The organism is Geoanaerobacter pelophilus (assembly GCF_018476885.1).
Lineage (GTDB): Bacteria > Desulfobacterota > Desulfuromonadia > Geobacterales > DSM-12255 > Geoanaerobacter > Geoanaerobacter pelophilus.
Genome location: NZ_JAHCVJ010000005.1, coordinates 240660 through 266367, shown reverse-complemented (window position 1 = coordinate 266367; position 25708 = coordinate 240660). Strand labels below are relative to the sequence as shown.

Sequence of the window (25708 nt, the reverse complement as noted above, 5' to 3'; positions counted from 1 at the left end):
GCCAACATCCCGCTTTTTCCGGACAAGCGGGATACCGGTGCAAATGTTACCTGGTTTTTTCATCCATCAATTTTATCACCTCTGCGGTAATATCCTGTTGCTCGTAATTCGCGCCGACATAAAAAAGGTCTTTCTTGAGGACAACTACGGCAAAACCGTTTGCTTTAGCATAAGACTCACAAGCTGCGGCAGTCTCCATGGTTATTGACCGGGTCAACTCCTCCTGCAGCGGCAGCAACTCTTTCTCCGCATTGTTGACGGTTTTCTTGAACTCTTCCACCTTCTTTTCATACTCCTTGATTTTGGCAACCCTCTGGTCGGGGATCAGATTGGGCAGCTTTGCCTGAAGCGCTGCCTTCTGTTTTTCCAGCTGCTTCTGCTTTGTATTCAGTTGCGCCTGCAACTTATTGCTCTTTTCCTTGAAGCGCCCCTTTAATTGCTTGCCTAGTGCGGATTCTTCGGAAATCCGCATTATGTCTATTACGCCAATTTTACCGCTTGCAGGTGTGTTAAAAACGGAAGGAAGGGTATTAGCGCCCGCAGCGGCTGGCTTTGCAAGCGGTAGGGGGGCTTGAACCGGCGGCGCCGCTACAGTTGCAGCTGGAGCATCGGCCTGGGTCTCTGCAGCAATGGCAAAGGGGATAGCGCTCAGCAGGATTACGGCAAATACCATGAAGCTCAGGGTCAGGTTTCGGCGTGCTATCATTATTTACTCCTGCGTGACAGGTAATGCCTGTCGCTGAAATGGAAACGGTTTGAACAGGATAGCGCGATTCCCCCCCAGCGGCAAACAATAGATTCCTGAGAGCAATGAAACTTGACTGAAAAACCAAATAAGAGGAATATCCAGTGGTCATTCCAGACGCGATCAATTAACACACGAAAAAGGGAATCATGAAACCGTCAAACAAACGCACCGTAGGCCCGGAAACCGTAAGAATGCTGGAACTCGGCCACCCATGGATAATAGCAGATGGGTTCACCAAGCGCTGGCAGGGAGGAAAGCCGGGAGATCTTATTGAAATCGTAGACGAATCCGGGCGCTTCCTGGCAACGGCGCTGCTCGCCCCTGAAGAGCGAATCGTCGCACGGGTACTATCGAAAGAACCTATCAGGCTGGATCGAGGCTGGTTGAAAACCAGGCTGGAAGAAGCGGCAAAACTACGCAAAGGCCACGCCGACCTAGTAGACACTGATGCCTACCGCCTGGTGAATGCCGAAGGAGACGGATTACCGGGATTGACTGTCGACCGCTACGGCAACTTTCTGATGGTTCAGCTTTTCAGCGCTGCCTGGAAGCCCCATCTTGTCCCCTTAACCCAGGCTCTTCAGGACGTATTTGCCCCACAGGGAATTTACGAAAAGACCCGCCCATTGAAGACCAGGGAACTTGAGGCAGTGAGCGACGGCAAGGCTTACGGCACCCTGCTTACTGGATGTCATGCGCCGGAGCCGTTGATTGTCAGGGAAAACGGCCTGAGCTTTCTGGTGAAGCTCAAGATGGGGCTCAACACTGGGCTGTTTCTGGATCAAAGAAGAAACCGCCGTGACATAATGCAGCGAGCAAAAGGGAAACGTGTCCTCAACCTGTTTTCCTATACCGGAGCATTTTCAGTCGCAGCTGCGGCAGCAGGCGCAACGCAGGTGACAAGTGTCGATGCATCGCCTGGGTACACCGGATGGGCCCGGGAAAACTTCGAGGCAAACCGGCTGAACCCGAAACGCCATGAATTCATTGTCGGTGATTGCCTGTCTGTGCTGCAGGACCTTGCCCAAAAAGGGACTAGCTACGACATCGTAATAATGGACCCGCCATCATTCTCCACCACGGCCAAAAACCTGTTCACCACCCGCAGGGGAACATCAGACCTGGTTGCAGCATCTCTACCGCTGCTGAAGAGCGGAGGGTTACTGATCACCTCATCAAACCACCAGAAGGTGGACATCGCTGATTATTTGAAGGAGTTACGGCGAGGGGCACTGCAGGCAAGGAGCGGGCTACAGGTAATCTCCCTGTCAGGCCAACCGGAGGACTTCCCGTATCCGGTGACATTTCCGGAAGGGCGTTACCTGAAATACGCACTAAGTGTAAAAAACGAATAGACAAAAAAAAGCCCCGGATTGCTCCGGGGCTTTTTGTAAGGGTTGAAACTGGATGTTAAACCCTGGTTACGTTAGCTGCCTGAAGACCTTTCGGGCCTTTTACAACATCAAACGTTACACGGTCACCTTCGGCGAGAGACTTGAAGCCTTCACCGGTAATTGCTGAAAAGTGTACGAATACGTCCTCGCCGCTCTCCTGCTCAAGAAAACCAAACCCCTTGCTGTCATTGAACCACTTTACTGTTCCATTTACCATTTTCTTACTTCTCCTGATACTGCTTTGTTAAATTTATCCGGGTTGACCCACGGAAGTTTAGTCAACGTATCAGGTTTACATCGACAAAGTCAAACGAATAAATCAATCCCCGTTATTTTTTTCGCGCCGCCGATTACCTGCTTGAAATTGCCGGAACTGGCGGCAAAGAACGGGTAGCGCCGGTTTTTTCAGCAGACACCCCTTGAAAGACAACCTCCAGCCGTCCGGTAACAGCATAATTGGCGACAAATGCCCCGGAGCTTTCCCGTGGCCAGAACACCTCTGGCTCTAGTTCGTAAAAGAGCCAACGCACCAGAATGTTGCGCCGATACCTGGTAAAGATTCGATAGGTGGTCACCGCCGGGGCACTACTGGTGTTACCATAGACGCCGCCGCCCATGGTGATGGCGCTTTTCGGGGAGAGTTCCCGTAAAAACGACAATTCACTCCCCCACTCCATGCCGCTGATCTTCTCCGAAACCGTCCCGGAATTGGCCCAGCGCAACAGGATTTTCGCCGGGAGCAACCGATCCAGGCCGACTTCCGAGGTCTCGCCAAAGCCGGCGCTGTTGTTGACAAAGAGTGTCTCGGCAAAGCGAACATGGGAAAGATCATCAAGATTATGGATATACTGAAAACGGCTTCGAACAAATAGCTCAATGGGAATGTCAATGCGAAAGCCACCCCCCAGAAATAGTTCAGCTGAAGGAGTCTTGATCAACCCTAAGCGCAGCTCGGTGTTGACCAGACGGGTACTGGGCGCCAATGTCCGATCATAACCCGGTGCGCCCGGATCCTGGGGTAGGTTGGGGGAAAGTGATTGTGCTTCATCCTCGCCGGCAATAACCAGTCGCAGCCGATCACTGATCTTGGAAAGGACCAGGCTGGCCCTGAGATTAGTGCCGTAACTCAGATGTCCTGAATTATCCAGACGCAGCGCATTACGCCAACGAAGCTGATATTCGGTTTTACGCTCGGATTCGCTTTTAACGCTGCCGAAAAAATCATCGAAGCGAATCACCTGTTCGAGAATATTCCGCTCAATCCGGTCATGAGTCTTTGCAACTGTTTCTCCGATCGTAGCGGCCCGATTATCTGTAGCAGTGGTCTCTGCAGGGGAATGCGTTTCAGCGGCAATAGCGATAGCTGCCGTCATGATCGTCAAGATCACGACTTCCGCCATAACGACGCTTTGTATCAGCCTGGATCGCCTTTCGCCCATCATCTCCTCGCAGTGTCGGGCAGACGTGATGCCCACTGGCATTCAATTAAAATGATACCATGCAATTCCTTTTTGCGCCGCTGCCTGCACCGGAACAGGTTATCTCTTGACAGCGCAAACAATTGCGGGGTAGTTTTCCTGCAATATTCGAATTTGAATCAGGAGAAGCCGGAAAGTGGCTGTCGCAATCAAAGAATCCGAGATTCGTGTGGAGTTTTACCGGGCCTCCGGACCAGGCGGCCAGCACAGGAACACCACCGATTCCGCTGTCAGGATCCGCCATCTCCCGACCGGCATTGTGACTCAGGCATCAGAAAGCCGGTCTCAGTCGCAAAATCGGGAAAAGGCCCTGGAACGCTTGCAGGCGGCCCTTGAAAAACGCGAGCGCATAATCAAGAAACGGATAGCCACCAAGGTTCCAAGACGCGCCAAGGAGAAGCGGCTCTCCGAAAAGAAGATCCTCTCGGAGAGGAAAAAGATGCGGTCATCGCTGGACTAAAGGGTTGCCATGATTTCCCATTCCGAACTCAGAATCACCTGGGTCAAACCGGATATCGAAGAGGAACTATGGGAATTTTCCCGGCACCCTGCCAAACAGGAGTATTATCAACGCCATGCCATTGACTGGCCAGAGATAGTTGCCGCCAGCGACAACGGGCAACTGCTTCCGTACCACCGCTCCGCTGAGCTTGGCCAGATCAAGGTAGCGCTTTCATACCACAGCTACGAAGATTACTCCCGTTACCTGGCAAAGGCGAAGCGGGGATACCGGTTAAACTATGCAAAAATGGAGAATGATCTCCAGCGCCACGGGGAATTGACCTTGAAAGCCCCCATCGTCCTGGCAATGGCCGATGATGGCCTGCTGTTCTCCGGCTACAGAAGACTGTGCCTGGCATGGAACTACGGGATAGTCCCCTATGTATGGCTGATAACTCTGAACACCGCCAACCGTCGGCAACCAACCGGCAGTGAGCACTGAAAGTAAAAAGGAAATCCCATGGGAAAGCAGCTCTACGTAACGAACATCTCATTTCAAGCAACAGAAGAAGATATGTGGAAACTCTTTTCCGTAGCCGGCAAGGTCAAACATATCAAACTGCTGACCGATCCCGTCACCGGCAAGCTCAAAGGGTGCGGTTTTGTGGAGATGGCCACGCTCAACGACGCTAAAGAGGCGATCGAAACACTGGATGACTGCCTGTTGATCGACCGACAGATAACAGTGGAAGAGGCCCGTCCGCCAAAACCCAGGGAAACCACTTTCGCTGGTGCCGATCGGCGAAAAACGATGCCGGGGAAACGACCTCCTGGCAGAAACAAGAAATAACCGGAATCATCATTGTTTTTAAAAATACGCTGTTATCAAGCTATCAGTATCTGCACGGAAAGGAGTTGATCCATGGGAATCTACACGCACAAGGCACTGGACCTTCTGGAGAAGCATCAACTGGATGCGGCAATCGCAGAAAAATTCCTGGGCTGGAAACTGGAGGACGACCCGGAGAAATCGTCATGCAAAAGATGGTTCGACGAAAACGGGAAACCGACCAAATACGGCACCGGCTGCGGCATGAAGCTCTTCCATCCAAGCGAAGACCTGAATATCGCCTTCCCCGAGATTATAGAGCGCTTGAAAGAGAGCAACCTGACCATTACCTGTACCGTAGCCTGTGACATCTACACCTGTGGGATTTATAACGACAAGCAGCGGGAAATGGCGCACTGGTACGACGAAACCCTTGGAGTCGCCATCTGCAAGGCAGCGCTCAAACTCCTGATCAGGAAGGCCAAAAAGGAGTCGCCACAGTAGGCCGGCATTTTTCAAGCATGAACGACTATCTGGTACGCATAATCACGGAAAATGGCGCCGTACGGGCGCTTGCCTGCATTACAACATCCCTGGTCAATGAAGCGTGTCAGCGCCAGGGATGCTGGCCGACAGCCGGCGTTGCCCTTGGCCGTGGCCTTAGCGCCGGGGCGCTCATGGGTGCGCTGCTCAAGACCGATCAACGTATTGCTCTCTCATTTGAAGGGAACGGCCCGCTCAAGAAGATCCTGGTGGAAGCAGATGCCAATGGCGCATTACGCGGGTATGTCAGGGTACCGGCAGTACATATGGAGAAACCGGACGGCACCTTCGACGTCGCTGCGGCGCTTGGCCACGCCGGACTGCTGACGGTCACCAAAGACCTGCGATTGAAGGAACCTTACAAGGGGATCGTCCCTCTGGCAACCAGCGAGATCGGCGAAGACCTGGCCCTCTACCTCACGGAATCGGAGCAAACCCCTTCAGCCATCGGTCTCGGTGTTTTTGTGGAACCGGACAACAGCGTGTCGGCGGCCGGAGGGTTCCTGATTCAGGCCCTGCCGCCGGGTGACGACGCGATTATAGACAAGCTGATGCACCGCCTGGAGGCCCTTCCGTCGCTGACAGCAATGCTTAAAGAAGGAACTACTCCTGAGCAGCTTATTGAGCGCCTCTTTGAGGGAATCCCATACACAACATTGGAAAAGAGAGAACTGGCATTCGTCTGCGCCTGCAGCCGGCCCAGAATCGAAAAAGTCCTTATTTCGCTAGGTAAGGACGAGCTTGAGGATATGCTTGAAAAACAGGGCCATACAGAGGTCACCTGCGAGTTCTGCCAGGTGCGATACGCATTTGACCGAGATGACCTGAAGCGGTTGCTAACGGAAATTACCGGATAAGGGCCTGCTTTTCCTGCCAGGCTTTGCAGTAGCTACTGACCAGACGCTGTACCGCATCTTGGTGGGTCTTCTGCCAAGGCCCGACAACAACCAGATTGAGGTTGCCCGGCGCAAAAAGTACTGCAGCTGCCGCTTTCAGGTCAGCAATATTCAAGGCGGCCGCCTCAGAATAATCCTCTTCGATGCTCCTGACCAACCCCATCAGTTCGCCCCAGCCGTAACGTACCTGCATTTCATAGGTTGAATCCCTGCTGTATTCCAGGTCAAAGAAATAACTGTTCCTGACCCGTTCAAACTCATCTTCGGGTATGGTACCGAACGCAAGCGCCAGGGTTTCGGCAAGCACCTCTTCCACTGCCTTTTCCAGGTTTTCCGGTGAAGTGGAGAGCTCTATCGAAAAGGCTCCGGTCTCTTCATAGGCAGCAATGCTGGCATCTACCGAATAGACGATCCCGAGTCGTTCCCTCAGCGAGATATGCAGCCGCGAACTTCCGCCGCCGCACAGGATTCTGCGAAGCAGGCGAAGGCTCATAATACGGGGGTCCAACCGGGAAAATCCCCTGAAGGCAAGCTGCAGATGAAGCTGACTGTCTGAGTCGGTGACAAATTGGAGCTGCGGTGCAACTTGTTCGTGATCAGCCGCTTCCTGATGTGGGACATCACCCCTCGTCCAATCACCAAAGGCGCTGGCGCAGGCAGCGAAAAAATCCTCGCCACGGACGTTGCCGGCAACAACTGCCACAGCATTGGCCGGTACATAATGATGGCCAAGATACTGTTTCAAATCTTCCATCGTTATGCCCCGGATCGTCTCCAGATAGCCGATGGTGGGCATCCCCAGCGGGTGTCCTGGCCACATGAGACGGCTGGCAATATTATGGGTATTGATCTCTTCACCCTGCTCGTTGATGTCTTCAAGCGCCTCCTCGACGATGATCCGTTTTTCCGTGTCCAGACCGGAAAGCAGTGGACGCCGCAGCATGGATGCGAGCATTGCGGTCCCCTTCGCAACATGTTCCGGATGAACCCGGGAAAAGAAGCAGGTCGTCTCCTCGTCGGTTGCAGCATTGACACTCCCGCCAATCGCCTCGAAAGCGGTCTCCAGATCAAGGGTGGTAGGGTAGTCAACAGTCCCCCGGAACAACATATGCTCAAGGAAATGGGCCATTCCGGCCTTTTCCCTGGTGTCGTTACGGCCGCCGGCCTTGACATAGATCGCAATTTCGGCGCTGTGCAGGTGCGGCATCTCTACAGCCACCAGTCGCAGGCCGTTGGAAAGAGAAGAGGTCTTGCATTTAATCATTACTGCTCCGTTCATCCGCTATTATAACAAGAGATTTTTGCCTTCCAGGGTTGCCCAGGCAACGACTGCGTATCTGGCAACCTTACCGGTCAATACCAGCAGCGAAAACCTGGCAAATGCAACCCTCAACACCCCGGCAACAAAGCAGAGCGGGTCTCCGACCACCGGCAGCCAGGAGAAAAGCAGGCTCCAGCTGCCGAACCTGGCAAAAAAAAGTTCGGCACGCTCTTTGTCCCGCGCCTGCATCCTGAAGAGTTTTTCCTCTATGAAGCTGCTACCGTAGCTACCTAGCCAGTAGCTGGTACAAGCCCCGAGAAAATTCCCTGCCGATGCGATCGCTACCACGGTAGTCGGGGCATCGCCTTTAAGCAGGAGCGCGACCAAAAGCCATTCCGAACCGAGTGGGATAAGGGTGGAGGCAAGGAAACTAAGGAGGAAAAGAGCCGGTAAGCCGTGCGTTGTCAGGAACTCCTGCATGGCGCCCACAGTAACCGAATCAATACCTCTTGTCAAAAACTTTGCCCTTGAGCTATTGCATGGCCTGATAACAGCGATATAATAATGACTTATTGTGCGCGGGATGCAGGCAACCGGACAAAGGAAGCAAAACAATGCAGGAACGGAATTACTCAAGGCTGCCGATTCACCTGGAAGCAACCATTACCTATAACGGCACCATCGTCGAAGGCGAACTCGACAACATCAGTCTCAAGGGGGTTTTTGTCCGCACCGGACAAAAGATCCCGATGAATGATCTCATCACGATAACCATTTACCATCACACCAAAGACCAGCAGATATGCAGCCTGAAAGGGCGAGTGGTCCGTATAACCCCGGATGGCGCGGCTGTGGAATTTGAAAAGACCTTACTGGATTAAACCCTCTCCAGCCCGGCAAACCTTACCAGCAGCTTTTTCGGCCCCACCGAATTGAACCAGACAATCACCTTCTGCTCGTCTCCGCTCCCTTCAACCCGGCGGATGACGCCAACGCCAAACTTCCCGTGACGCACTTTCATGCCGAGCACAACCCCTGTCGCTTCCTCGTCCGGCACCAATTCCACCTCAGGAAAAGCGCTTTCCCCTGCTGACTCGGAAAGGACTCTCCCCAGGTTGTGCTGAGAGGCATCAGGCTCTGTCTCCCGTCTCCCATATCCCGAAACTGACTGTCTGGCCCAGTTCGACGAACCCCAGGAAGAGGTTGTCGGCTGGCTTTCCTCAATATCGATGAGTTCGCTCGGGATATCAGCAATAAACCGTGACGGCGGGTTCATCTGATCTTGGCCGAAAACTCGCCTGCGCCGTGCATTAGAAAGAAACAGCCGCTGCATGGCCCTGGTCATGCCGACATAGCAGAGCCGGCGCTCTTCCTCCATCTGCTCGTTGTCGTCAAGGGCACGAACATGGGGGAACAGGCGCTCTTCGAGGCCAACCATGAAAACTATCGGGAATTCCAACCCCTTGGCGGCATGAAGGGTCATGAGCGTCACGGAGTCCCGCCCCTTCTCGCCACGCTCCAGGTCAGAGATCAGCGCCACCTGCTCAAGAAAAGGCGCCGCCCCTTTTTCATCACCCGTCTGCTCAAATTCAGCCATGGCAGCAAGCAGTTCCTGGAGGTTGGCCAGGCGGTCGGCAGCCTCCTCGCTCTTCTCCTCGCGCAGCTTTGCTTCGTACCCTGATTCCCGGATAATCCGGCTGGTGAGATCCTCCAGAGACACGGCATCGAGCAATGATGCAAAGCCGTCCATCAAGGCCACAAAAGAGGCCAGTTTCCCTCTGGGGCCGGCAGAGAGGACCCCGCTCCCGGCACAGTCGCGGAGCGCCTCGTAATAGCTGATCCCTTTCTGAGCAGCTACGTCTGCAATACGGTCAAGGGTGGCATGACCGATCCCTCGGGGAGGGGTATTGACGATGCGTTTCAGCGCCATCTCATCGGCAGGGTTAACCAGCACCTTGAGATAGGCAAGGATATCCTTGACCTCCATCCGCTCGTAAAAACGCATCCCGCCAACCATGCGGTACGGTATGCCTTCGGCAACGAGCGCATCTTCCACAGGCCTTGATTGGGCGTTGGTCCTGTAGAATACCGCGACATCGGACAGCAAGCCTCCCCCTTGTCGATGACGGTCAATCTCCCGGCAAACGGAACGCGCCTCGCCCCGCTCGTCCTCAAGACGCCGGTAAACGATACGCTCCCCTTCCCGGTTCTCTGTCCAGAGCTTTTTTGCCTTCCGGCCGCGGTTTTTTGCCACGACCGCGCCGGCCGCGGTGAGGATCGCCTGGGTCGAACGGTAGTTCTGCTCAAGCTTCACTACCTTGACCCCTGGGAAGTCCTTCTCAAAATCGAGGATGTTCCTAATGTCTGCGCCACGCCACCGGTAGATCGACTGGTCGTCATCGCCAACCACACAGAGATTGCGCCTCTCTCCGGCAAGCAGCTGCACCAGACGGTACTGGATCGGGTTGGTGTCCTGGTATTCGTCAACCATAAGCCATTGCCACCGGTTGCGATAACGCTCAAGCACCTCCGGCTCCTGCTCGAACAGCTTGACAGCCATCATCACCAGATCGCCGAAATCAAGGGCATTGCACCGCTTCAACCGGTCCTGATAAGCAGCATAAACCTTGGCAATGACGGCATGCTGAAAATCATTGGGCACATCTGACGGCATATGGCCGCTGTTTTTGCAGTCATCGATTGCCGAGGCCAGCGACCGGGCCGGGTAACGCTTATCATCAAGATTCAGTTCTGCCAGAATCTCCTTGAGCAGTTTTTGCGTGTCGCCATCGTCATAAATGGCAAAAGACCGGTCATAACCCAAGAGGTGGCCATCCTGACGCAGTATCCGGGCACAAAGCGAGTGAAAAGTGGAAATGAGCGGTAGTTCGCCTCCGCCCAAGGCCTTCTCAACCCGCTCGCGCATCTCACCAGCGGCCTTGTTGGTGAAGGTTACCGCCAGAATCTGCCAGGCGGGGACTCCCAGCTCCCGGACAAGATGGACAATACGGTGCACAATGACCCGCGTCTTTCCCGAACCTGCTCCGGCAAGGATGAGTAGCGGCCCTTCACCATGGAGAACCGCCTCCCTCTGGGGGGGGTTGAGCTTGCTTATTGGCATTGAGATGAACTTTCTGAGTGAATTATCGGAGATAACTGTACTACAGGGGTAACCGCAAAGGCAACGGGATATGAATTCGACTCTCTTGCCTATTTGACCTTGAGCAGCAGGCAGACATACTCAATACCATCGAGCACTGCCTGGGTTGCCTCCGCATCCAAGGCGACAACTGTTCTGTCATTTTTCAGGAGTCGGAGTTCGGGAAGTACTGCCTTGGCGCCGTTTCGCAGTGATTCTAAGAATCCGGCAAAATCACTGCTGTCGGCAAAAAGTTCGCGTAACAGAACACCACATAATCTTTCGGGTGAATAGCCCAGCGAAAAGGCAAAAGCCGGGTTCACCTGCACAATCCGGTACGATTCCGATTCAAGCAATACCACTCCGCATGCCATCCCTTGTATTGCGGCAAAATTGAGCCGTTCCGCCTCGATGTTGCGCTTTTCCGAGACAAATCGGCCCAACACCGAATCCAGGACAATGATGCTGATAAGGGAAATGATCACCGCCCAGGCCATGAAATAGCGGGAGGTCTTTACCCCGGAGCGGTAGATGTCCCGTTCTATCTTTACTTTGATCAGCAGCGCCGGCTTCCGGTAAATATCACCAATCAGTGCAAGACCGTTCAGGGTCTCATAATTGACTTTTCTCACCAGAAATCGATTCTCCAAGGACAGGGGCTTAGCGCTTCGCGAGGCAACAGGGAGGGGAGAATTCGGTTCTATGATTGAAACATCAAGAGGCAACCGCGTCATCTTCTGCATTCGCGATAATTCGCCGGTATCGATCTTCCTTCCCATTATCAATGAGCCAATGACCGGCCCTTGTACTTCGCTGGTCAGCACCGGTTTGGCAATTACCAGATAAGGGACGCCGGCAATGACAATAACGCCTCGCACCTTGTTCTGGGGCGATTTGCACTGTAGAAGGGGAGATGACGGCTCAAGATGCTTCAGCAACCATTGAGTGGCGATATCGGCAGAAGCTGCCCCGCTTTTCAGAAACTTGGAAAAGATTGCCTGCCCGTCGTTGCGAACAAAAACGATGAGATCTACGCGTAGTTTGGCCAGGGAATCATCGGTCAGGTTTGAGGCTACATATCGGGGTTCTGCTGTCTGGACGAATCGGTAGGTATCATCCCAGGCAGCATAGTCGCCGGCAATGGCCTCCAAAGAATCGAGCTCGCTCTCAAATGCGTAATCAACCCGCTGCAAATGCTCTTTCGCATCCTCATCCTCCAAGGCAAGATAGCTGTTAAGCACCAGATACTTGACACTGATCAGGAGCAACAACAGAATAACCAGCAGCGTTGCGGAAAACGTTATTATGGCCTTTTTCTTCTGTTCCATTGCAGGTTGATTCCCCAGAATTTACCGGAAAGGCTGAATTCAGCAACGGAACCTTAGCATGATTGACACATGCTGACAATCTCTATGGGGAGTTCCCGGAGTTATGCAGGCAGGATACCTTCAAATTTACCGTGGCATGAGGTAATCACAGTAAAAAGTAAAATGTTGCCCCCTTGCCAGGTTCAGCCTCAGCCCAGATCTTGCCACCATGCCGCTGGATGATATTCTGGGCAATGGCAAGGCCGACACCGGTCCCTTCAAACTCCTTCGGGTCATGGAGCCGCTGGAAGACCGCGAACAACTTTTCAGAATACTTCATGTCAAAACCTACGCCGTTATCCCTGACATAATAGATGGTTCCACCGTTGTTCCGGGATGATCCCAGCTCGATTCGTGGAGCCTCCGCCTTGCTGCTGTATTTCATGGCATTGCCGATCAGATTCTCTAGTACCTGGCGAATCAGGATCGGGTCGGCCTGGCACTCCGGGTAATCACTAATGCTCAACTCGATATCTTTCTCTTCATACAGCTCTTTCAACTGGGTAAATGTCTCCCTGGCCAGCCGTTCCATGTTTACCGAAATCTTGTTCAGAGGCTGCCGGGCAGTTCGCGAGAGGGTAAGGATGGCGTCTATCAGCCGTCCCATGCTGTTGCACCCGGCAACTATCCGCTGGAGCACTCCTCTGGCCTCTTCATCGAGACGATCGGCATAATCGTCCATTAGTATCTGACTGAAGGCATCGATATGCCGCAGTGGCGCTCTGAGGTCATGAGAAACCGAATAGGCAAAGGTCTCCAGCTGACGGTTTACCTGCTGCAGTTCGTCGGTCCGCTCGATGACCCGCTGCTCCAACTCCTGGGCCGCCTTGCGCAACTGTGCGGTTCTCTGGTCCACCAGCTCCTGCAGATGTTGGCGATGGAGTTCCAGTTCCATACGCTGCTGGTAGAGATCCCGGAACACCTTGACCTTGCTTCGCAATATGGCCGGCTCGATAGGCTTGGCAAGGTAATCCACCGCACCGGCATCATACCCCTTAAACTGGTACTGCAGTTCCTTCAAGCCTGCAGTTACGAAGATGATCGGCAGGTGACGGGTTTTCGGGTTTGAGCGCATCAGCTCGGCTGTCTCGAATCCGTCCATCTCCGGCATCTGCACATCAAGGAGCACCAGCGAGAAATCTTGCTTGAGCGTCAGGCGCAGTGCTTCGTTACCGGAGAAGGCGCGGACAGTCTCAATGCCTAGATCTCCAAGGAGGCCATCAAGCGCTGCAAGGTTTTCCGGCCGGTCATCGACGATGAGGACCAGGGGCTTTCCCTGGATTAATTGTTCTGCCATCGCTATTCATCCTTCCACTGTCAATACTGCACTAATAGGATCAAACCTCTGCCAGCTTCAGCAACAGCGGAGCAAGTTGCGCCAGCGGCACTACATAGTCCGGGGTTACTGCGTCGATGGCGCTCCGTGGCATCGAATCAACCTCCGCATCATCAGGGTCCTGCACCACAGCCACGCCACCGGACTCCTTGATCCGTTTGAGACCAGCGCTTCCGTCCGCGCCCGCCCCGGTCATAACAACACCGATCAGGGCCGGACCGAAAGCGCTTGCCGCCGAATCGAACAGGACATCCACCGAGGGGCGGGCAAACCGGACCGGAGCATCGACAGACAAAGACAAGGTTGCGTCGCGCTCCACCTGGAGATGATAGTTGGGCGGCGCGATATAAACGGTTCCGGCCTCCACCGCCTCCAGTTCATCCGCTTCCTTCACCCGGATAGCGCTCAGGTCGTCAAGCAGCAGGGCAAGACCGTTGTCTGCCTCCGGAGAGATGTGGGCGACAATCAGGACCGGAAGAGGGAACTGCCGGGGCAGGCCGCGTAACAGGACCTTCAACGCCTCCACGCCGCCTGAGGAGACGCCGGCAACAATGGCCTCGAATCTCCTATTCCTTGGCATAGCTCTTCCGGTAAATCCTCATCCGCGGCGCAATTTCGGAGTACCCAGCCGCTATCCGCCGCCCGTCGAGGGTCTCTTTCAGACCGAGACAGAGAAACCCTCCGGAGAGCAGACAGGTGTCAAAGAGCCGCAGCACGCGCTCTTTCAAGGTCGGCTTGAAATAGATCAGCACATTACGGCAAAGGATCAGATGCATCTCTCCGAAATCCGCATCAACGGCGAGATTGTGTGACGCGAACACTATCTGCTCCCGAAGCGAGGGTAGCATCAAAGCATGATCGTAGCGCGCCGTATAGTAGTCGGAAAATGACCCTTTCCCCCCGGCAGACTGGTAGTTTTTCGTATAGCGCTGCATATCCTTCAGGGCGTAAATTCCCTCCTGGGCACTCTGCAGCACCTCGTTGTTGATATCGGTGGCGTACATCCTGAAACGCCCTTTCAACCCCTCTTCCTCAAGCAGTATGGCAAGCGAATAGGCCTCCTCTCCTGAGGCGCATCCCGCATGCCAGATCTTCACAAAAGGATAGGTCTTCAGGTGGGGGACCACCTGCTCCCGAAGCGCCTTGAAGAATGCCGGGTCACGAAACATCTCCGAGACATTGACCGTTATCCCCCGGAGCAGCGATTCAAAGACCTGCCGGTCCCGCAGCACCACCGATTGCGCATCGGAAAGGTTCGAGAATTTTGACGAGGCTAGCCATTGGCTAATCCTCCGCTTTATCGACGCCTCGGAATAATCGGTAAAGTCGTAGCCATATACCTGGTTGACCCCATGCAGGAGAAGGCGCATCTCTATGTCGAACAGCTCTTCAGTATTCATGATTGCCTTCGTGAAAAGAAATGCGTATGCCAGCAGGGTGGCCTTAAAGCCGCATGTCAGTTGCCGTAAAGCCAGACGCGCAATAGCGAGAACAGCTTGTCGATATCAACCGGCTTGGGGATGTAGTCGCTGGCCCCGGCCTTCAGACACTCTTCCTGATCCCCCTTCATTGCCTTTGCCGTAAGTGCAATAATCGGCAGCCTGGTGAATCTCGGGTCCTTTCTTATGGCGCGGGTTGCGGCAAAACCATCCATCTCCGGCATCATTACATCCATCAACACAATGTCGATATCCGGGTGCTCATTGAGACGCACCAGGGCCTCCTTGCCGTTTTCCGCCTCCACGACGTTCATGTTTTTATCCATCAGCACACTGGACAGCGAGAAGATATTGCGCATGTCGTCATCGACGATCAGCACCTTCTTCCCTTCCAGCATCGCCTCATTGTCAAGGGCAGCGCGAATCATGCGCTTCTTTTCCGGATCGATGCCGCTTTCCACCAGGTGCAAAAAGAGCGTAACCTCGTTCAACAGCCGCTCCGGACTTTTGGCGCCCTTGATTATGATGCTCTCCGCATAATGGCGCAGCCGCATTTCAGCGTCATGCGAAAGGTCTTGCCCGGAATGGATGATGACCGGTATCCGGCGGTTTTCATCAAGGGACTGGATCTTTTCCAGCACCTCAAACCCTGACATGTCGGCCAAGCCAAGATCCAGCACGATGCAGTCAAAGCTTTCTCCAGCCAGCAGTTTGATGGCTTCATTGCCGGTTGCCGCGACAGTAATGGCCACATCGCGCTCTCCCAGCAAGGCCTCCATGCTCTTGGCCTCGTCTTTGTTATCCTCAACAATCAGCAGCTTCTTGACACTCTTGGCAATAGACTCCTCGATATTGCTGAAGACCTCGTCAAGTTGCTGGCTGCTTACCGGTTTCGTGACAAAACCGATGGCCCCCATGTTCATGGCCTTCTGCCGATCTTCCAGGCAGGTGAGGAAATGTACCGGGATGTGCCGTGTCCTCAGACTGTCCTTGAGACTCCTCATGACTCCCCAACCGTCGATATGCGGCAGCATGACATCCAGGATGATCGCGCTCGGCAGATAGAGATCGGCAAGCTTGATGCCGCTCTCGCCGTCTCCGGCAACAATGGCGGAAAAGCCACGCTTGCGTACCATCTCCATCAGGATGCCGGCAAAGGAGAGATCGTCTTCAATGATCAGGATGCACCGCTCACCGGGCTTAAGCTGTTCGCGATCATCCGGGAGCACCGCAGGGGGGAGCGTTGAATCCTGGCCGTTCTTCGGCTCTTGCCGTGGGATTTCCGCCCGTGGAGCGGTTCCTGGTGCGCCGGACTGGGGGACAGTTCGTGGTTCAGTTTTGGGGGCAGAGGCATCAAGCGGCAGAAACAGGGTGAAGACGCTCCCTTTCCCTTCCTCGCTCGAAAGGCGAATGTCGCCGTGAAGACCACGGGCGAGCTGCCGCGAAATGGAGAGCCCGAGTCCGGTGCCGCCGAACTTGCGACTGGTGGTACCGTCAGCCTGCTGGAAGGCCTGGAATACCAGATCATGCTTGTCAACCGGAATGCCGATCCCGGTGTCGGCAACTTCAAAGGCAATGGCAGCGATCGCAAGCGGGTTTTCCGCTGAGGACGGGAGATACGCCCTGACCGTAACCCCTCCTTGCTGGGTAAACTTGCAGGCGTTCGAAATCAGGTTTTTCAGGATCTGCTGGATCCGCTGGCCATCGGTTGTTATCTCTTCCGGCATCCCCTCATCAACAATGACGGCAAACTCCAGCCCGCGCTGTTCGGCGACCGGCGAGAACATCGTCCTGAGATTGTCGCAAAGCCCGGAGAGCGGAAGCCCTTCATAATGAAACTCCAGCCTGCCGGACTCTATCTTCGAAAGATCAAGAATATCATTGATGAGGTTGAGCAGGTCGTTGCCTGAGCTGTTGATGGTGGCGGCATACTCAACCTGTTTTTCGCTAAGGTTCCCTTCGCGGTTGTCCCTGAGCAGGCTGGAAAGGATCATCAGACTGTTGAGCGGCGTTCGCAATTCATGGGACATGTTGGCCAGGAACTCGGACTTGTAGGTGCTAATCCGCTCCAACTCTTCGGCCTTGAGTTTCAGCGACCGGCTCGCCTCTTCAACCTCCCGGTTCTTGGAACGGATCTGCTCTCGCTGCTGCTCCAGCATCTGCGCCCGCTCTTCCAGCTCTTCATTGGTCTGCTGCAACTCCTCCTGCTGTACCCGCAGCTCCTCGGTCTGAGCCTGGGTCTGTTCGAGCAGTTCATCAACAAGCTTTCGGGAAAGATTGACGCTGATCCCGATGGCAAGCCCTTCCCGGGCCTGCTGGAGGAACTCAAGCTCCCTGTCGCTGAATTCCTTGAAAGAGCCTATCTCCAGAACACCCACCAGACGCTCGTCATGAAGCAGAGGAACAGCCGCGATGTTGAGAGGCTTGGCTTCACCAATGGCCGAATTGATAGGCAGATAATCGGGCGGCACGTTGGTCAGGCAGATGACCTTCCTTTCCCGTGCAGCCTCACCCGCCAGCCCTTCTCCCAGAGCAATGCGCTCGTTCAGACTCTTCCTGCGAGTCATAGCGTAAGTTGCGACAATCTCAAGATCGCGGGACTTGTCGTTGTAAAAATAAAAGGCGCCAACCCCGGCACCAAGGTATTCGCACAGGAACGAGAGACTCTTGTCGATCATCTCGTCAACCTGGCGATCGCCGCGCAGCATGGCGTTGAGTTCATTGGTGCCGGTCTTCAGCCAGTCCCGGCTTAACTCCTCCTTGCGGCTCCTGCGCAGCGATTCGGTCATCCGGGCGAATGAGGCATCGACTGTTGCCTGCACAGTGCTCATGGCCGCCACTGCCTTGAGCAGCATCCCTGCTTCGTCTCGCGGTAAGGAATCGACATCGATCCGTATCGGCTCAGCAACCAGAACGTCCTGACTAAGATCTCCCGCTGCAATTGCCTCAGAAAGTCTGACCTTCTCTTCGCCCCCTTCAGAGATAGCAGCAACAGCGTCAAGGACCTGCCGTAGCGGTGACACTACGCTTCTGGTAATGAAAAAAGCCATTGCCGAGCCAACGGCAATGGAGACAAAAATCAAGAAAACTAGCCAGTACTGAAGGGAGTGGAACAGGGCGTTTGCCTTATCGTTCTGCTGTTTACCCTCAGCCAGGTTAAAACGGACAAGTTCTCCAAGCACATCGCTCAGCTTGTAAAAAAGAGGGCGGGCTTCACTTTCGGCAAGGATATACGCATCCCGGTGCTGGCCGGCAGAGGTGATCTTCAGTACCCTGGCAGTAACAGACTTATACTCTGGCCATATCTTGTCGAACCTTTCCAGGAGCTCCATCTCAGAGGGAACCAGGTCGGTCTTGCGGTATTTCGCCATCGCATCCAGGATCGCTTTTTCATTGAGACCGATCTGGTCGGATGTCTGCTCTTCCACAACTTTGCTTTCAGAGGCAATGTTTCGGTAAAGCCTTCTATTGTGCAGGATAAGTTGGGTGTGGGCCTCGTTGGCATGCACTGTCGAAACCAGAGAGGTGCCGTAGAGAACGACAAGCATGTCGTCAATTTCGCCCATCCCCTTGATCCCGGCCAGACCGACAAACCCGGAAATGATTATCACTGAAGCAAAACCCAGTACGAGTTTCTTGCCGATCTTCAGGTTCGAGTACCACCCCATCCGGATCTCCTTTCACTACATAACTCGAAGGCCAGCCTTAAACTGGAATAATTAAAACAATATCACCTTAACACCAACAGGCAATTGATTTCTTAAATAAATGCCATCTAAAAACAGAAGAAATATCAAGAGCGTCTGGCGACCAGAAAAACTGAGGTGCCGAAAGGGAGGGAAATCTTTTGTTGCAAGACATTTTCTATTCTGGATACAGCAAGGAGAGTGGTGTTTAAAAGGGGGGACGGTGGGTAAACATCGGAGGAGACATGTTCCGGGTTCCGGGCATGCGGCAAAACCTTGCGGCAAAGGCGATACAGGGCTATGAGGGGAAAGAGGAAGGCAATCCGGTAAGACGATTTTTCGACGACAAAGCCGGCACGCGCAAGCAAGGCAGCAAGCTCATACCGGGTGTACCTTCTGCGGGTCTGGACAGCGATATCATGAGTGCTGCGCAGGAATTCGAATGCCGGGAGGTTGAGAATCAGCATCCCGCCAGGCTTCAAGGCGCTGAAGAACTTGGCGAGCACCCTCCCTTCGTCGGTAACGGCCTTATGGTAGATAACATCAATCGAGGTGATCAGGTCATAACGACTGTCACCAAGATCCACATCGTTCAGGTCAGCGTGGTACACATTTTTAAGGCCCCGTTGGCGGCTGAAGCCGAGGGCCAGCTCCGAGGCGTCAATCCCTGTGACATTTCCGTACGGGCCGAGAAGCTGGCAGAGACGGCCGGTGCCGCAGCCGGCATCCAGGATTTCAAGGGGCTTTCCGCGGTATTCAGCGGCAACATAGCTGATGATCAGCTCATGGAGCGACACATACCACCAGTGCATGTCCTCCACGGCAAACATGCTCTGGTATTCGATGTCATTCATGGCTTAAACATTCTGACAGCTGCCACAACCCGATCCACCTCGGCTTCGGTCAACTGTGGGTACATCGGCAGAGAGAGGATCTCTCCCGCAAGCCGTTCGGTGACCGGCAGCGATCCGGCTTCATACCCCAGGAAGCGGTAACCGCGCATCAGGTGAATCGGGGTCGGATAGTTGATCCGGGTCTCGATGCCCAGATCCGCCAGATAGGCCTTGAGCTGGTCCCGATGGGAGCTGCGGATTGTGTAGAGGTAATACTGGTGCCTGCGTCCTTCCCGCTCAACAGGGAGCGTTATGCCCTCAATGCCGGCCAAGCCGCGATCATAAGCTGCGGCAATCTCGCGCCGCCGCGAGACATCACTGTCAAGCTTTGCCAGCCTGAAATCAAGCAGTGCCGCCTGAATCTCGTCGAGCCGGGAGTTATACCCCTCTTCTTCCGAATGGTAGTCGGCGTCGATCCCGTAGAACCGCAGGCGCCTCAAGCGGGCCTCCAGGCCGGCATCCGAAGTAACCATCATCCCGGCATCGCCGAAGGCGCCTAGCACCTTTGTCGGATAAAACGAAAAGGCGCCGATCGCCCCGAAGGAACCGACTTTCCTGCCGAGATACTCAGCCCCTGCTGCCTGGGCACAGTCCTCAACCAGATAAAGATTCCGGTCCCGGGCAATCTCCAGCAACGGCTCCATCGCCACGGCCTGGCCAAAAAGGTGCACCGGAAGGAGACAACGAGTGCGCGGCGAAATCACACTCTCCACCTCTGAAGCAGCCATCAGGCAGGTATCTTCTTCCACATCGACGAAAACCGGGGAAGCGCCAACAGCACGGATCGCTGCTACCGTCGGGATCGCAGTGTTGGCTACGGTGATCACCTCGTCGCCAGGGCCGATATCAAGCGCTTTAAGCGCAAGAAACAGGGCATCAGTACCTGAGTTCACCCCTATGCCGCTAGTCGCCCCGCAATACCCGGCAAAGTTCTTCTCGAATGCGGCAACACGATCGCCAAGAATCAGGCGACCGGATGAGAACACGGTGTCGGCCAAGGCCAGGTACTGCTCTCGGAATGTGCTGTAATCATCAAGGTAATCCCAGTATCGCACCGGCGCGGCATCAGACTTCGACATCTCGGCATCCTTTCTTAATCTGCTCGCTGATAACGGCAACCTTTCGGGCACGGTCATGAATTTCCTGGAAATCCGCTCCGTTACGGATCAGAGAGCAGGCGAGATCAAGCGACAAAAGAAAGTGATCTGCTGCCGGTGCCAGGTAGATGGTTTCTTCCGAACCTTGCGTCAGCTTCACGCTATTGCCCATGTCAGTCGGCGTGGTATATGCCCGGTCAACCCTGATTTTGCCGGTCTCGCCGATGAGTTCGTAGAATGACTCGTACTGCTGGCCGAAGACCATGGAAAAGGTGAATATTTCCTGCGCAGCACTGATAGCAGTGCCGTGAACGGCACGGTTCAACCGATTGCGATTGAGCGCAATGCCGCTGAACTGGTCAAGCTCCCCATTAAGGAAATACAGGGCCGTCCCGATGGGGTAGCGCGAAAGATCATTTAACGCGCCCCCACCCATGGCCGCATCCAGTCTGAAATTGCCATTGCCGGGTTCAGGGAAGCCGAACACCGACCGGAGCGATGTCAGACGACCAATTTTACCGCTTGCCACCAGCTCTTTGGCGATTGCATGCTGAGGGTGCTGCAGAAACATCAGATTTTCATACAAAAGCCTTGTGTTCGCGGCTGCGCAACGGAGAATCCGCTCCACCGACTCAGGAGTGAGGCCGAGCGGCTTTTCGCAGATCACGTGTTTCCCCTGCTCAAGGGCCCGGATTGTCCACTCCTCGTGAAGATGATTCGGCAATGAGATGTAAATGAGATCAACCGCCGGGCAGGCGAGCAACTCATCATATCCCAGCACTGGGCAACCCGGTTTCAGGCTGCAAGCGGCAGACTGGAGAGTGTCCCTGACACCGATTGCAGCAAGGTGGAAGGATTTGCTGGAGAGAACGGCTGGAATAAACTTTCGCCTGGCAATATCCGAATAGCCGAGAATCCCCACTTGCAGTAGGCGGCAACGAGGATCAGAAGATTTCATAAACAATAACGCCCATGCTGGTCGGGCTGTTCAGGTAGATCATGAACGGCCTGAGGCCGGGTTTGACAAAATTCTTTTTGTCGTTATTGAAAAAAATGCCATTAGGTAGAGCTCCGGGGACAAACGGCTGAAAAAGATCTTCGCCCAAGCCGGGGCGGATATCATAAAGCCCGCCGTCCACAATGAGAAATCTTGCTCCTGCTCTTCTGGCGGCAGTGAGGATCCCATCATAATCGGTATTCGGGATATTGGCCCATTCCCGCTCGGAATAAAACGCAATGCGCGACCATCTGGTCATAATTTTGCCTGATGGCAGGTTTTTTTTGAGAACCAGGCCGAGGTTCTTCTGGTCACGCCTCCCCCCGTCGCTCTCCGGGAGGTATTCAGTGGCTGACGAACGTTCCAGAATCGTAGGGGATACGGTTATTACTGCAAAAACCAGGGCGGCGGCCAGCATCACCGGGTTGTACGGCAGCCATTGTTTAACCACCGGTGGCCATGAGCATCGCAGCCTGCTGACGACAAAAGTCTCCGTAACCCGTAAGCCTTCTGCACAGAAGAGCAAAACGACCGGAATGTATGGCTGGGTATATTCAGGGCCGACATAATAATAGACAATTATTACTGCCAGCGGCGCACATGCCGCGAGCAGGAACAGCCTGATGAGATTTCGTTGCGGGCTGAAACCGCCAACAGCTAAACCGATTACCAACAAGCCCCAAAAAGGAAATGGGATAAGGGTCTTGAGCAGCTGAACAATATTTTTCCCGGTGTTGGTAACGATGAATGAGGGGAACTCCAGCAGAATCTCGAGGTAACTGGTTGGCTGCACCCCTGGGATATAGTTCAGGTCGGGAATTTGCCTGATATAGGCAATGGCATCAATCAGTGCCACCGATGTTTTGCCGGCCAGTTGCCAGGTCCCGGTCGAATGATGCACCAGCAGGATGTTCGCTGAAACTATAACTGCGATCACTGTCGCATAGGCCGCCAAAACCGACACTCTTGCTTTCAGCTCCCGGCGGCAGGCGATAAGCAGGAGCAGAGGCAACAGCACCACCAGAAGGATCGCCTCGGTCCGGGTGACATAAGCCAGACTGAGAAAAAAACCGGCAAGGATGGCGTCCCTGATTGATGCGTTGCGCATCATCCGCCAAACACAGTATATCCCGGCGAAAGCCAAGGTAACATAGGTGCTCTGGGTCATGACTTCACAAGACCAATGCCTGAGCGACGGCCATACGATCATCACCGTGCATGCTGCAACAGCCGTTCTCCGGGAAAACAGCTCCATCCCCAGAAGATATACCGGCACGCAGAGCAACACCCCGAAGATCACGGATACAATGCGGCCGGCTGTCTCCAGGTCAGGAATAATCATGCCGCCAAGCCAGACCAGCACCGGGTAAAACCCGTAACTGGCCAAACCGCTGAAATCGAAATTCCTCAAGCTGCGGGCAACACCAACGTAAGCAGTACCGTCGACAGATATCACGTCGTAGTTATGGAGCGACAACAATCGGACTGCCAAGCCGACGGCAACCATAGCTGCCATCAACAAAGCGTCTTTCTTGGTCGGAAGCAGTCGATTATCCCCTGACAGCTCCATTTCCGGTAAAAATCTGTTCAAAGCCATTCATTTCACCTCTAAATCAAGCATGCAATAATGCTGCGCGAACAGGAGTTCACCATCTCTCCCCAATTGAGAAAAAACCTGAGGGCATCCTCTGATATCCAACGGAAATCTACCGGAATATCCAGCTCTGTCCTTTCCGGGAGGAGCAGTACCCTATGGCAGTTGGTTTCCCGGAAAAACCTGGCGCCTTCTTCTGCCTGCATGCTTTCCGACAAAACCGGGAACCGCCCTGGATTCGCAAACTCATCGTAAAGAAACGGTTTCTGCAGCCTCGGGTTGTCCTGGTAATTGACCGTTGAGAACTGAACTGTCGGCCCGATCTGCACTATGGAGCGATTTCCCGCTTCTGCTTTGGCCTGAATGAGAAAGTGCCGCTTACCCTGCCTGATCCTTGTCAGCATTCCGATGACTCCCGGCTGCATATTGGCAATGATCGGCTGGTGCCATCCAGCTACCTCCCTGCCGCTCGCAGCGACCTCTATCCCCATGATTTTGAAGAATCGCCCTTCCTGATGAATGAAAACACCATCATCGCCATGAGACCACTCCTTCAGCGAGTTCAGCCCTTTCCGCTTAACCAGCATATGGTTGGCGGCTTTTCTGTCATCCAGCCACTGAATGGTCTCAGCGAGATCATAAGCCCCTGCAGAATCCCACGGAAAAGGATTATGGCAGTCAGCGTCTCCGAGCGCCGGAAGCAACAGTGCTGAGATCACGCTACGCGTGGTGGCGTGAATCAGGTTGTCCTGCTTCATCAGCCGAGCAATCTGCCGGAGCGTGACCCAGATAAACCCTTCGGGAAGCTGCTCAAGCTCGGTATCTCCCACTCGTACGATCATGTTCCTGTTGGATTTATAAAGAAAGCGGCCGCCATCTTCGGTCTGGAGTTTGCCGAAAATCAGATTTTCTCTTTGCGGAGCGAGGAAATAGTCAACAAACAGCGGAGCATTACCGCCATGGGCGCAGGTGTAGTTGCTGAAAGTAGCCTGTACCGTCGGCGAGAGTTGGACGGAGTTGATATTGCCCGGTTCTTCCTTGGCTTGCAGACAAAAATGCATGACGCCATCGATCGTTTTGGCAAGAATCCCGAGGATGCCGAACTCCGGCTGATCAATGATCGGCTGGTCCCACTCCAGTTCTCCACTGGAAGTCCTGTGCCGAACCTCGACCCCGGTAAAGGTAAAGAACCGGCCTGTTTCATGGACAATGTTACCGGACTCGGGATCGATCGCCCACCGCTTCATCGCGGCCAATGGCAACTGGCTCACCGTCAGCCTGGGATTGGCCAGGCGCTCATCGATCCAGTCATCCAGCGCTTTATCGGCATGAAGAGACTCCTCGGCAACCCTGGACCTGACAAGAGCGGAAAGGGTAGGCAAGGAGTGCCCATGGAGCTGAGGCGGCGTTTTCCCTTGGTCTGGCACCAGATCAATCCTGTTTTGCTGCACGAGAGCTACTGTCATTGGCGTCTCCATCCGCTCCCCGGTAAATGCTTACAACATGGCTTTTTTTGCGTAGCGAAAACTTTTCCCGCACAATAAATTGCGGATCACTATTGAGCGAAAGATAGACCCTGCCGACATATTCACCGACAACACTGATGGCAAGCAGCTGAAATCCCCTGAAAAATGCAGTCACCGACATTAAGGTCTCGAACTCGGTAGGGTCGTCAATACTGGGAAAGATGTAATCTATCAAGGTATTTGCCCCGAAATAGATCCCGATCAGAGTCATAATGAACCCGAATAATCCGAGGATCCGCAGAGGAATAAGCGAGTAGCTCACCACCATGTTGCCCCAGAGCGATACCAGCTTCATGAACGTATAGCCCGACCGACCTTGTTTTCTTAGATCATGTCGCACCTCAATCGAGCCGATGCTTCTGGTGGAACGGAGGATTATGGCATCAATGTATGGGTCCGGACCGGTGTACTTGACTATTTCATTGACCAGGAAGCGATTTATTGCCTTGAAGCTGGAGAGGTAAAGACCTGCCGGTTTGCTGAGGATTACATTGGCCATCTTGTCATTGATCTTACTGCCGATATTTCTGAACAGGTGGTCGTTCTTTGTCGGATAGCGGGAATAGACCACGTCATACCCTTTTAAGATCTCCTCGACCAGCCGCCCAACCTCTTCCGGCGGGTTTTGGAAGTCGTCATCCATAATTACGCAATAATCGCCGCTTGCATAATTTAACCCTGCCATTACGGCATTATGCTCGCCAAAATTTCTGGACAACCGAAGGTACTGGATAGTTTCCGCATGCTGCAGCTGGATCCTGCGGCAGATCAGATCCGTACTGTCTTTGCTGCAGTCATTTACCAAAACAATCTCAAGGTCATACTTGTTTAAATAAAGACTGATAAGAGTGTTGCACAGCGACTCTATTGTCTTCTCTGCATTATAAACAGGGATTACAATTGAAAGAGTTGTCATATTAGCTCCGCATGAGTTCGCAAAACGTGCATGGTTTAAAAACTTGCAAGTTTTGCGAAGCATCCCTGTGGCGAATAACCATTTTCGAGTCTCGAAATGGCGAAACCTGCAGGGCGCAATCGTCATTT

23 protein-coding genes and 1 pseudogene are annotated in these 25708 nt (G+C 54.0%); 7 read left to right on the top strand and 17 right to left on the bottom strand.

From position 1 onward, the window contains the following. Positions 1-46: 46 nt before the first annotated feature. Complete coding sequence (locus tag KI809_RS13515) at positions 47-706, bottom strand: OmpH/Skp family outer membrane protein (RefSeq protein ID WP_214172096.1); 660 nt, start codon at positions 704-706, stop codon at positions 47-49. Positions 707-894: 188 nt separating this feature from the next. Here KI809_RS13515 and KI809_RS13510 point away from each other — a divergent pair, with 188 nt between their 5' ends. Then, the gene (locus KI809_RS13510) at positions 895-2103 is read left to right on the top strand and encodes a class I SAM-dependent rRNA methyltransferase (RefSeq protein WP_214172095.1); all 1209 of its coding nucleotides are present in this window, start codon (positions 895-897) and stop codon (positions 2101-2103) included. A 55-nt stretch (positions 2104-2158) separates the two neighbouring features. Here the strand turns inward: KI809_RS13510 and KI809_RS13505 are convergent, their stop codons facing one another. Beyond that, positions 2159-2359 (bottom strand): cold-shock protein, encoded by a 201-nt coding sequence (locus tag KI809_RS13505; protein ID WP_041971838.1) that lies wholly within the window; start codon positions 2357-2359, stop codon positions 2159-2161. A 133-nt stretch (positions 2360-2492) separates the two neighbouring features. Next, on the bottom strand, positions 2493-3581 hold the full coding sequence (locus KI809_RS13500; protein ID WP_214172094.1) for a hypothetical protein: 1089 nt from the start codon (positions 3579-3581) through the stop codon (positions 2493-2495). A 181-nt stretch (positions 3582-3762) separates the two neighbouring features. On the opposite strand from KI809_RS13500, the pseudogene KI809_RS13495 reads away from it, so the two are divergent. The 5 genes and pseudogenes from KI809_RS13495 to hslO form a co-directional block, all read left to right on the top strand. Beyond that, positions 3763-4080 (top strand): annotated as a pseudogene (locus tag KI809_RS13495) (peptide chain release factor-like protein); the annotation flags it as partial. Between the two features lie 9 nt (positions 4081-4089). Further along, positions 4090-4563: a hypothetical protein gene (locus KI809_RS13490; RefSeq protein WP_214172092.1), complete on the top strand. Its 474-nt coding sequence runs from the start codon at positions 4090-4092 to the stop codon at positions 4561-4563. Between the two features lie 18 nt (positions 4564-4581). Beyond that, positions 4582-4911, top strand: a complete 330-nt coding sequence (locus KI809_RS13485; protein WP_214172091.1) for an RNA recognition motif domain-containing protein — start codon at positions 4582-4584, stop codon at positions 4909-4911. Between the two features lie 72 nt (positions 4912-4983). Then, positions 4984-5394: a BC1872 family protein gene (locus tag KI809_RS13480; protein ID WP_214172090.1), complete on the top strand. Its 411-nt coding sequence runs from the start codon at positions 4984-4986 to the stop codon at positions 5392-5394. Between the two features lie 17 nt (positions 5395-5411). Then, complete coding sequence (gene hslO / locus KI809_RS13475; RefSeq protein WP_214172089.1) at positions 5412-6290, top strand: Hsp33 family molecular chaperone HslO; 879 nt, start codon at positions 5412-5414, stop codon at positions 6288-6290. Here the strand turns inward: hslO and KI809_RS13470 are convergent. Together KI809_RS13470 and KI809_RS13465 are read right to left on the bottom strand one after the other, a co-directional pair. After that, positions 6280-7593, bottom strand: a complete 1314-nt coding sequence (locus KI809_RS13470) for a M16 family metallopeptidase (RefSeq protein WP_214172088.1) — start codon at positions 7591-7593, stop codon at positions 6280-6282. The two genes, hslO and KI809_RS13470, sit on opposite strands and share 11 nt — an antisense overlap. Before the next feature lie 21 nt (positions 7594-7614). Then, positions 7615-8070: a YqaA family protein gene (locus KI809_RS13465; RefSeq protein WP_214172225.1), complete on the bottom strand. Its 456-nt coding sequence runs from the start codon at positions 8068-8070 to the stop codon at positions 7615-7617. Between the two features lie 134 nt (positions 8071-8204). Here KI809_RS13465 and KI809_RS13460 point away from each other — a divergent pair, with 134 nt between their 5' ends. Next, entirely contained in the window at positions 8205-8471 is a 267-nt protein-coding gene (locus KI809_RS13460) for a PilZ domain-containing protein (protein WP_214172087.1), read from the top strand. On the opposite strand, the gene KI809_RS13455 is transcribed toward KI809_RS13460, so the two are convergent. The 12 genes from KI809_RS13455 to KI809_RS13400 all read right to left on the bottom strand — a co-directional run bounded on the left by KI809_RS13455 (position 8468) and on the right by KI809_RS13400 (position 25580). Further along, positions 8468-10711 carry an ATP-dependent helicase gene (locus KI809_RS13455; protein ID WP_214172086.1) on the bottom strand — a complete coding sequence of 748 codons (2244 nt, stop codon included), beginning with the start codon at positions 10709-10711 and terminating at the stop codon, positions 8468-8470. The genes KI809_RS13460 and KI809_RS13455 overlap by 4 nt on opposite strands. Positions 10712-10800: 89 nt before the next feature. Beyond that, positions 10801-12057, bottom strand: a complete 1257-nt coding sequence (locus KI809_RS13450) for a CHASE4 domain-containing protein (protein WP_214172085.1) — start codon at positions 12055-12057, stop codon at positions 10801-10803. 145 nt (positions 12058-12202) lie between these two features. Next, a complete protein-coding gene (locus tag KI809_RS13445; RefSeq protein ID WP_214172084.1) occupies positions 12203-13393 on the bottom strand; it encodes a sensor histidine kinase in 1191 nt (396 codons plus the stop codon). A gap of 40 nt (positions 13394-13433) precedes the next feature. After that, positions 13434-14012, bottom strand: a complete 579-nt coding sequence (locus KI809_RS13440) for a chemotaxis protein CheB (RefSeq protein WP_214172083.1) — start codon at positions 14010-14012, stop codon at positions 13434-13436. After that, on the bottom strand, positions 13999-14832 hold the full coding sequence (locus KI809_RS13435) for a CheR family methyltransferase (protein ID WP_214172082.1): 834 nt from the start codon (positions 14830-14832) through the stop codon (positions 13999-14001). The genes KI809_RS13440 and KI809_RS13435 overlap by 14 nt, the downstream gene beginning before the upstream one ends. 56 nt (positions 14833-14888) lie before the next feature. Beyond that, positions 14889-18539, bottom strand: coding sequence for a response regulator (locus KI809_RS13430; protein WP_214172081.1), 3651 nt, complete (start codon positions 18537-18539; stop codon positions 14889-14891). Positions 18540-18664: 125 nt separating this feature from the next. Next, positions 18665-19411: a class I SAM-dependent methyltransferase gene (locus KI809_RS13425; RefSeq protein WP_214172080.1), complete on the bottom strand. Its 747-nt coding sequence runs from the start codon at positions 19409-19411 to the stop codon at positions 18665-18667. Beyond that, positions 19408-20529 (bottom strand): DegT/DnrJ/EryC1/StrS family aminotransferase, encoded by a 1122-nt coding sequence (locus KI809_RS13420; protein WP_214172079.1) that lies wholly within the window; start codon positions 20527-20529, stop codon positions 19408-19410. The genes KI809_RS13425 and KI809_RS13420 overlap by 4 nt, the downstream gene beginning before the upstream one ends. Continuing rightward, positions 20516-21505 (bottom strand): Gfo/Idh/MocA family protein, encoded by a 990-nt coding sequence (locus KI809_RS13415; protein ID WP_214172078.1) that lies wholly within the window; start codon positions 21503-21505, stop codon positions 20516-20518. Before KI809_RS13415 ends, KI809_RS13420 begins: the two co-directional genes overlap by 14 nt. Beyond that, the gene (locus KI809_RS13410) at positions 21492-23141 is read right to left on the bottom strand and encodes an ArnT family glycosyltransferase (RefSeq protein ID WP_214172077.1); all 1650 of its coding nucleotides are present in this window, start codon (positions 23139-23141) and stop codon (positions 21492-21494) included. Before KI809_RS13410 ends, KI809_RS13415 begins: the two co-directional genes overlap by 14 nt. A gap of 11 nt (positions 23142-23152) precedes the next feature. Then, positions 23153-24604 carry an NDP-hexose 2,3-dehydratase family protein gene (locus tag KI809_RS13405; RefSeq protein WP_214172076.1) on the bottom strand — a complete coding sequence of 484 codons (1452 nt, stop codon included), beginning with the start codon at positions 24602-24604 and terminating at the stop codon, positions 23153-23155. After that, entirely contained in the window at positions 24570-25580 is a 1011-nt protein-coding gene (locus KI809_RS13400; RefSeq protein ID WP_214172075.1) for a glycosyltransferase family 2 protein, read from the bottom strand. The genes KI809_RS13405 and KI809_RS13400 overlap by 35 nt, the downstream gene beginning before the upstream one ends. Positions 25581-25708 lie beyond the last annotated feature (128 nt).

Coding starts and splice junctions, on each gene's coding strand:
- KI809_RS13515 (WP_214172096.1), bottom strand. CDS start 706: ATGATAGCACGCCGAAACCTGACCCTGAGCTTCATGGTATTTGCCGTA.
- KI809_RS13510 (WP_214172095.1), top strand. CDS start 895: ATGAAACCGTCAAACAAACGCACCGTAGGCCCGGAAACCGTAAGAATG.
- KI809_RS13505 (WP_041971838.1), bottom strand. CDS start 2,359: ATGGTAAATGGAACAGTAAAGTGGTTCAATGACAGCAAGGGGTTTGGT.
- KI809_RS13500 (WP_214172094.1), bottom strand. CDS start 3,581: ATGGGCGAAAGGCGATCCAGGCTGATACAAAGCGTCGTTATGGCGGAA.
- KI809_RS13490 (WP_214172092.1), top strand. CDS start 4,090: ATGATTTCCCATTCCGAACTCAGAATCACCTGGGTCAAACCGGATATC.
- KI809_RS13485 (WP_214172091.1), top strand. CDS start 4,582: ATGGGAAAGCAGCTCTACGTAACGAACATCTCATTTCAAGCAACAGAA.
- KI809_RS13480 (WP_214172090.1), top strand. CDS start 4,984: ATGGGAATCTACACGCACAAGGCACTGGACCTTCTGGAGAAGCATCAA.
- hslO (WP_214172089.1), top strand. CDS start 5,412: ATGAACGACTATCTGGTACGCATAATCACGGAAAATGGCGCCGTACGG.
- KI809_RS13470 (WP_214172088.1), bottom strand. CDS start 7,593: ATGATTAAATGCAAGACCTCTTCTCTTTCCAACGGCCTGCGACTGGTG.
- KI809_RS13465 (WP_214172225.1), bottom strand. CDS start 8,070: ATGCAGGAGTTCCTGACAACGCACGGCTTACCGGCTCTTTTCCTCCTT.
- KI809_RS13460 (WP_214172087.1), top strand. CDS start 8,205: ATGCAGGAACGGAATTACTCAAGGCTGCCGATTCACCTGGAAGCAACC.
- KI809_RS13455 (WP_214172086.1), bottom strand. CDS start 10,711: ATGCCAATAAGCAAGCTCAACCCCCCCCAGAGGGAGGCGGTTCTCCAT.
- KI809_RS13450 (WP_214172085.1), bottom strand. CDS start 12,057: ATGGAACAGAAGAAAAAGGCCATAATAACGTTTTCCGCAACGCTGCTG.
- KI809_RS13445 (WP_214172084.1), bottom strand. CDS start 13,393: ATGGCAGAACAATTAATCCAGGGAAAGCCCCTGGTCCTCATCGTCGAT.
- KI809_RS13440 (WP_214172083.1), bottom strand. CDS start 14,012: ATGCCAAGGAATAGGAGATTCGAGGCCATTGTTGCCGGCGTCTCCTCA.
- KI809_RS13435 (WP_214172082.1), bottom strand. CDS start 14,832: ATGAATACTGAAGAGCTGTTCGACATAGAGATGCGCCTTCTCCTGCAT.
- KI809_RS13430 (WP_214172081.1), bottom strand. CDS start 18,539: ATGGGGTGGTACTCGAACCTGAAGATCGGCAAGAAACTCGTACTGGGT.
- KI809_RS13425 (WP_214172080.1), bottom strand. CDS start 19,411: ATGAATGACATCGAATACCAGAGCATGTTTGCCGTGGAGGACATGCAC.
- KI809_RS13420 (WP_214172079.1), bottom strand. CDS start 20,529: ATGTCGAAGTCTGATGCCGCGCCGGTGCGATACTGGGATTACCTTGAT.
- KI809_RS13415 (WP_214172078.1), bottom strand. CDS start 21,505: ATGAAATCTTCTGATCCTCGTTGCCGCCTACTGCAAGTGGGGATTCTC.
- KI809_RS13410 (WP_214172077.1), bottom strand. CDS start 23,141: ATGGCTTTGAACAGATTTTTACCGGAAATGGAGCTGTCAGGGGATAAT.
- KI809_RS13405 (WP_214172076.1), bottom strand. CDS start 24,604: ATGACAGTAGCTCTCGTGCAGCAAAACAGGATTGATCTGGTGCCAGAC.
- KI809_RS13400 (WP_214172075.1), bottom strand. CDS start 25,580: ATGACAACTCTTTCAATTGTAATCCCTGTTTATAATGCAGAGAAGACA.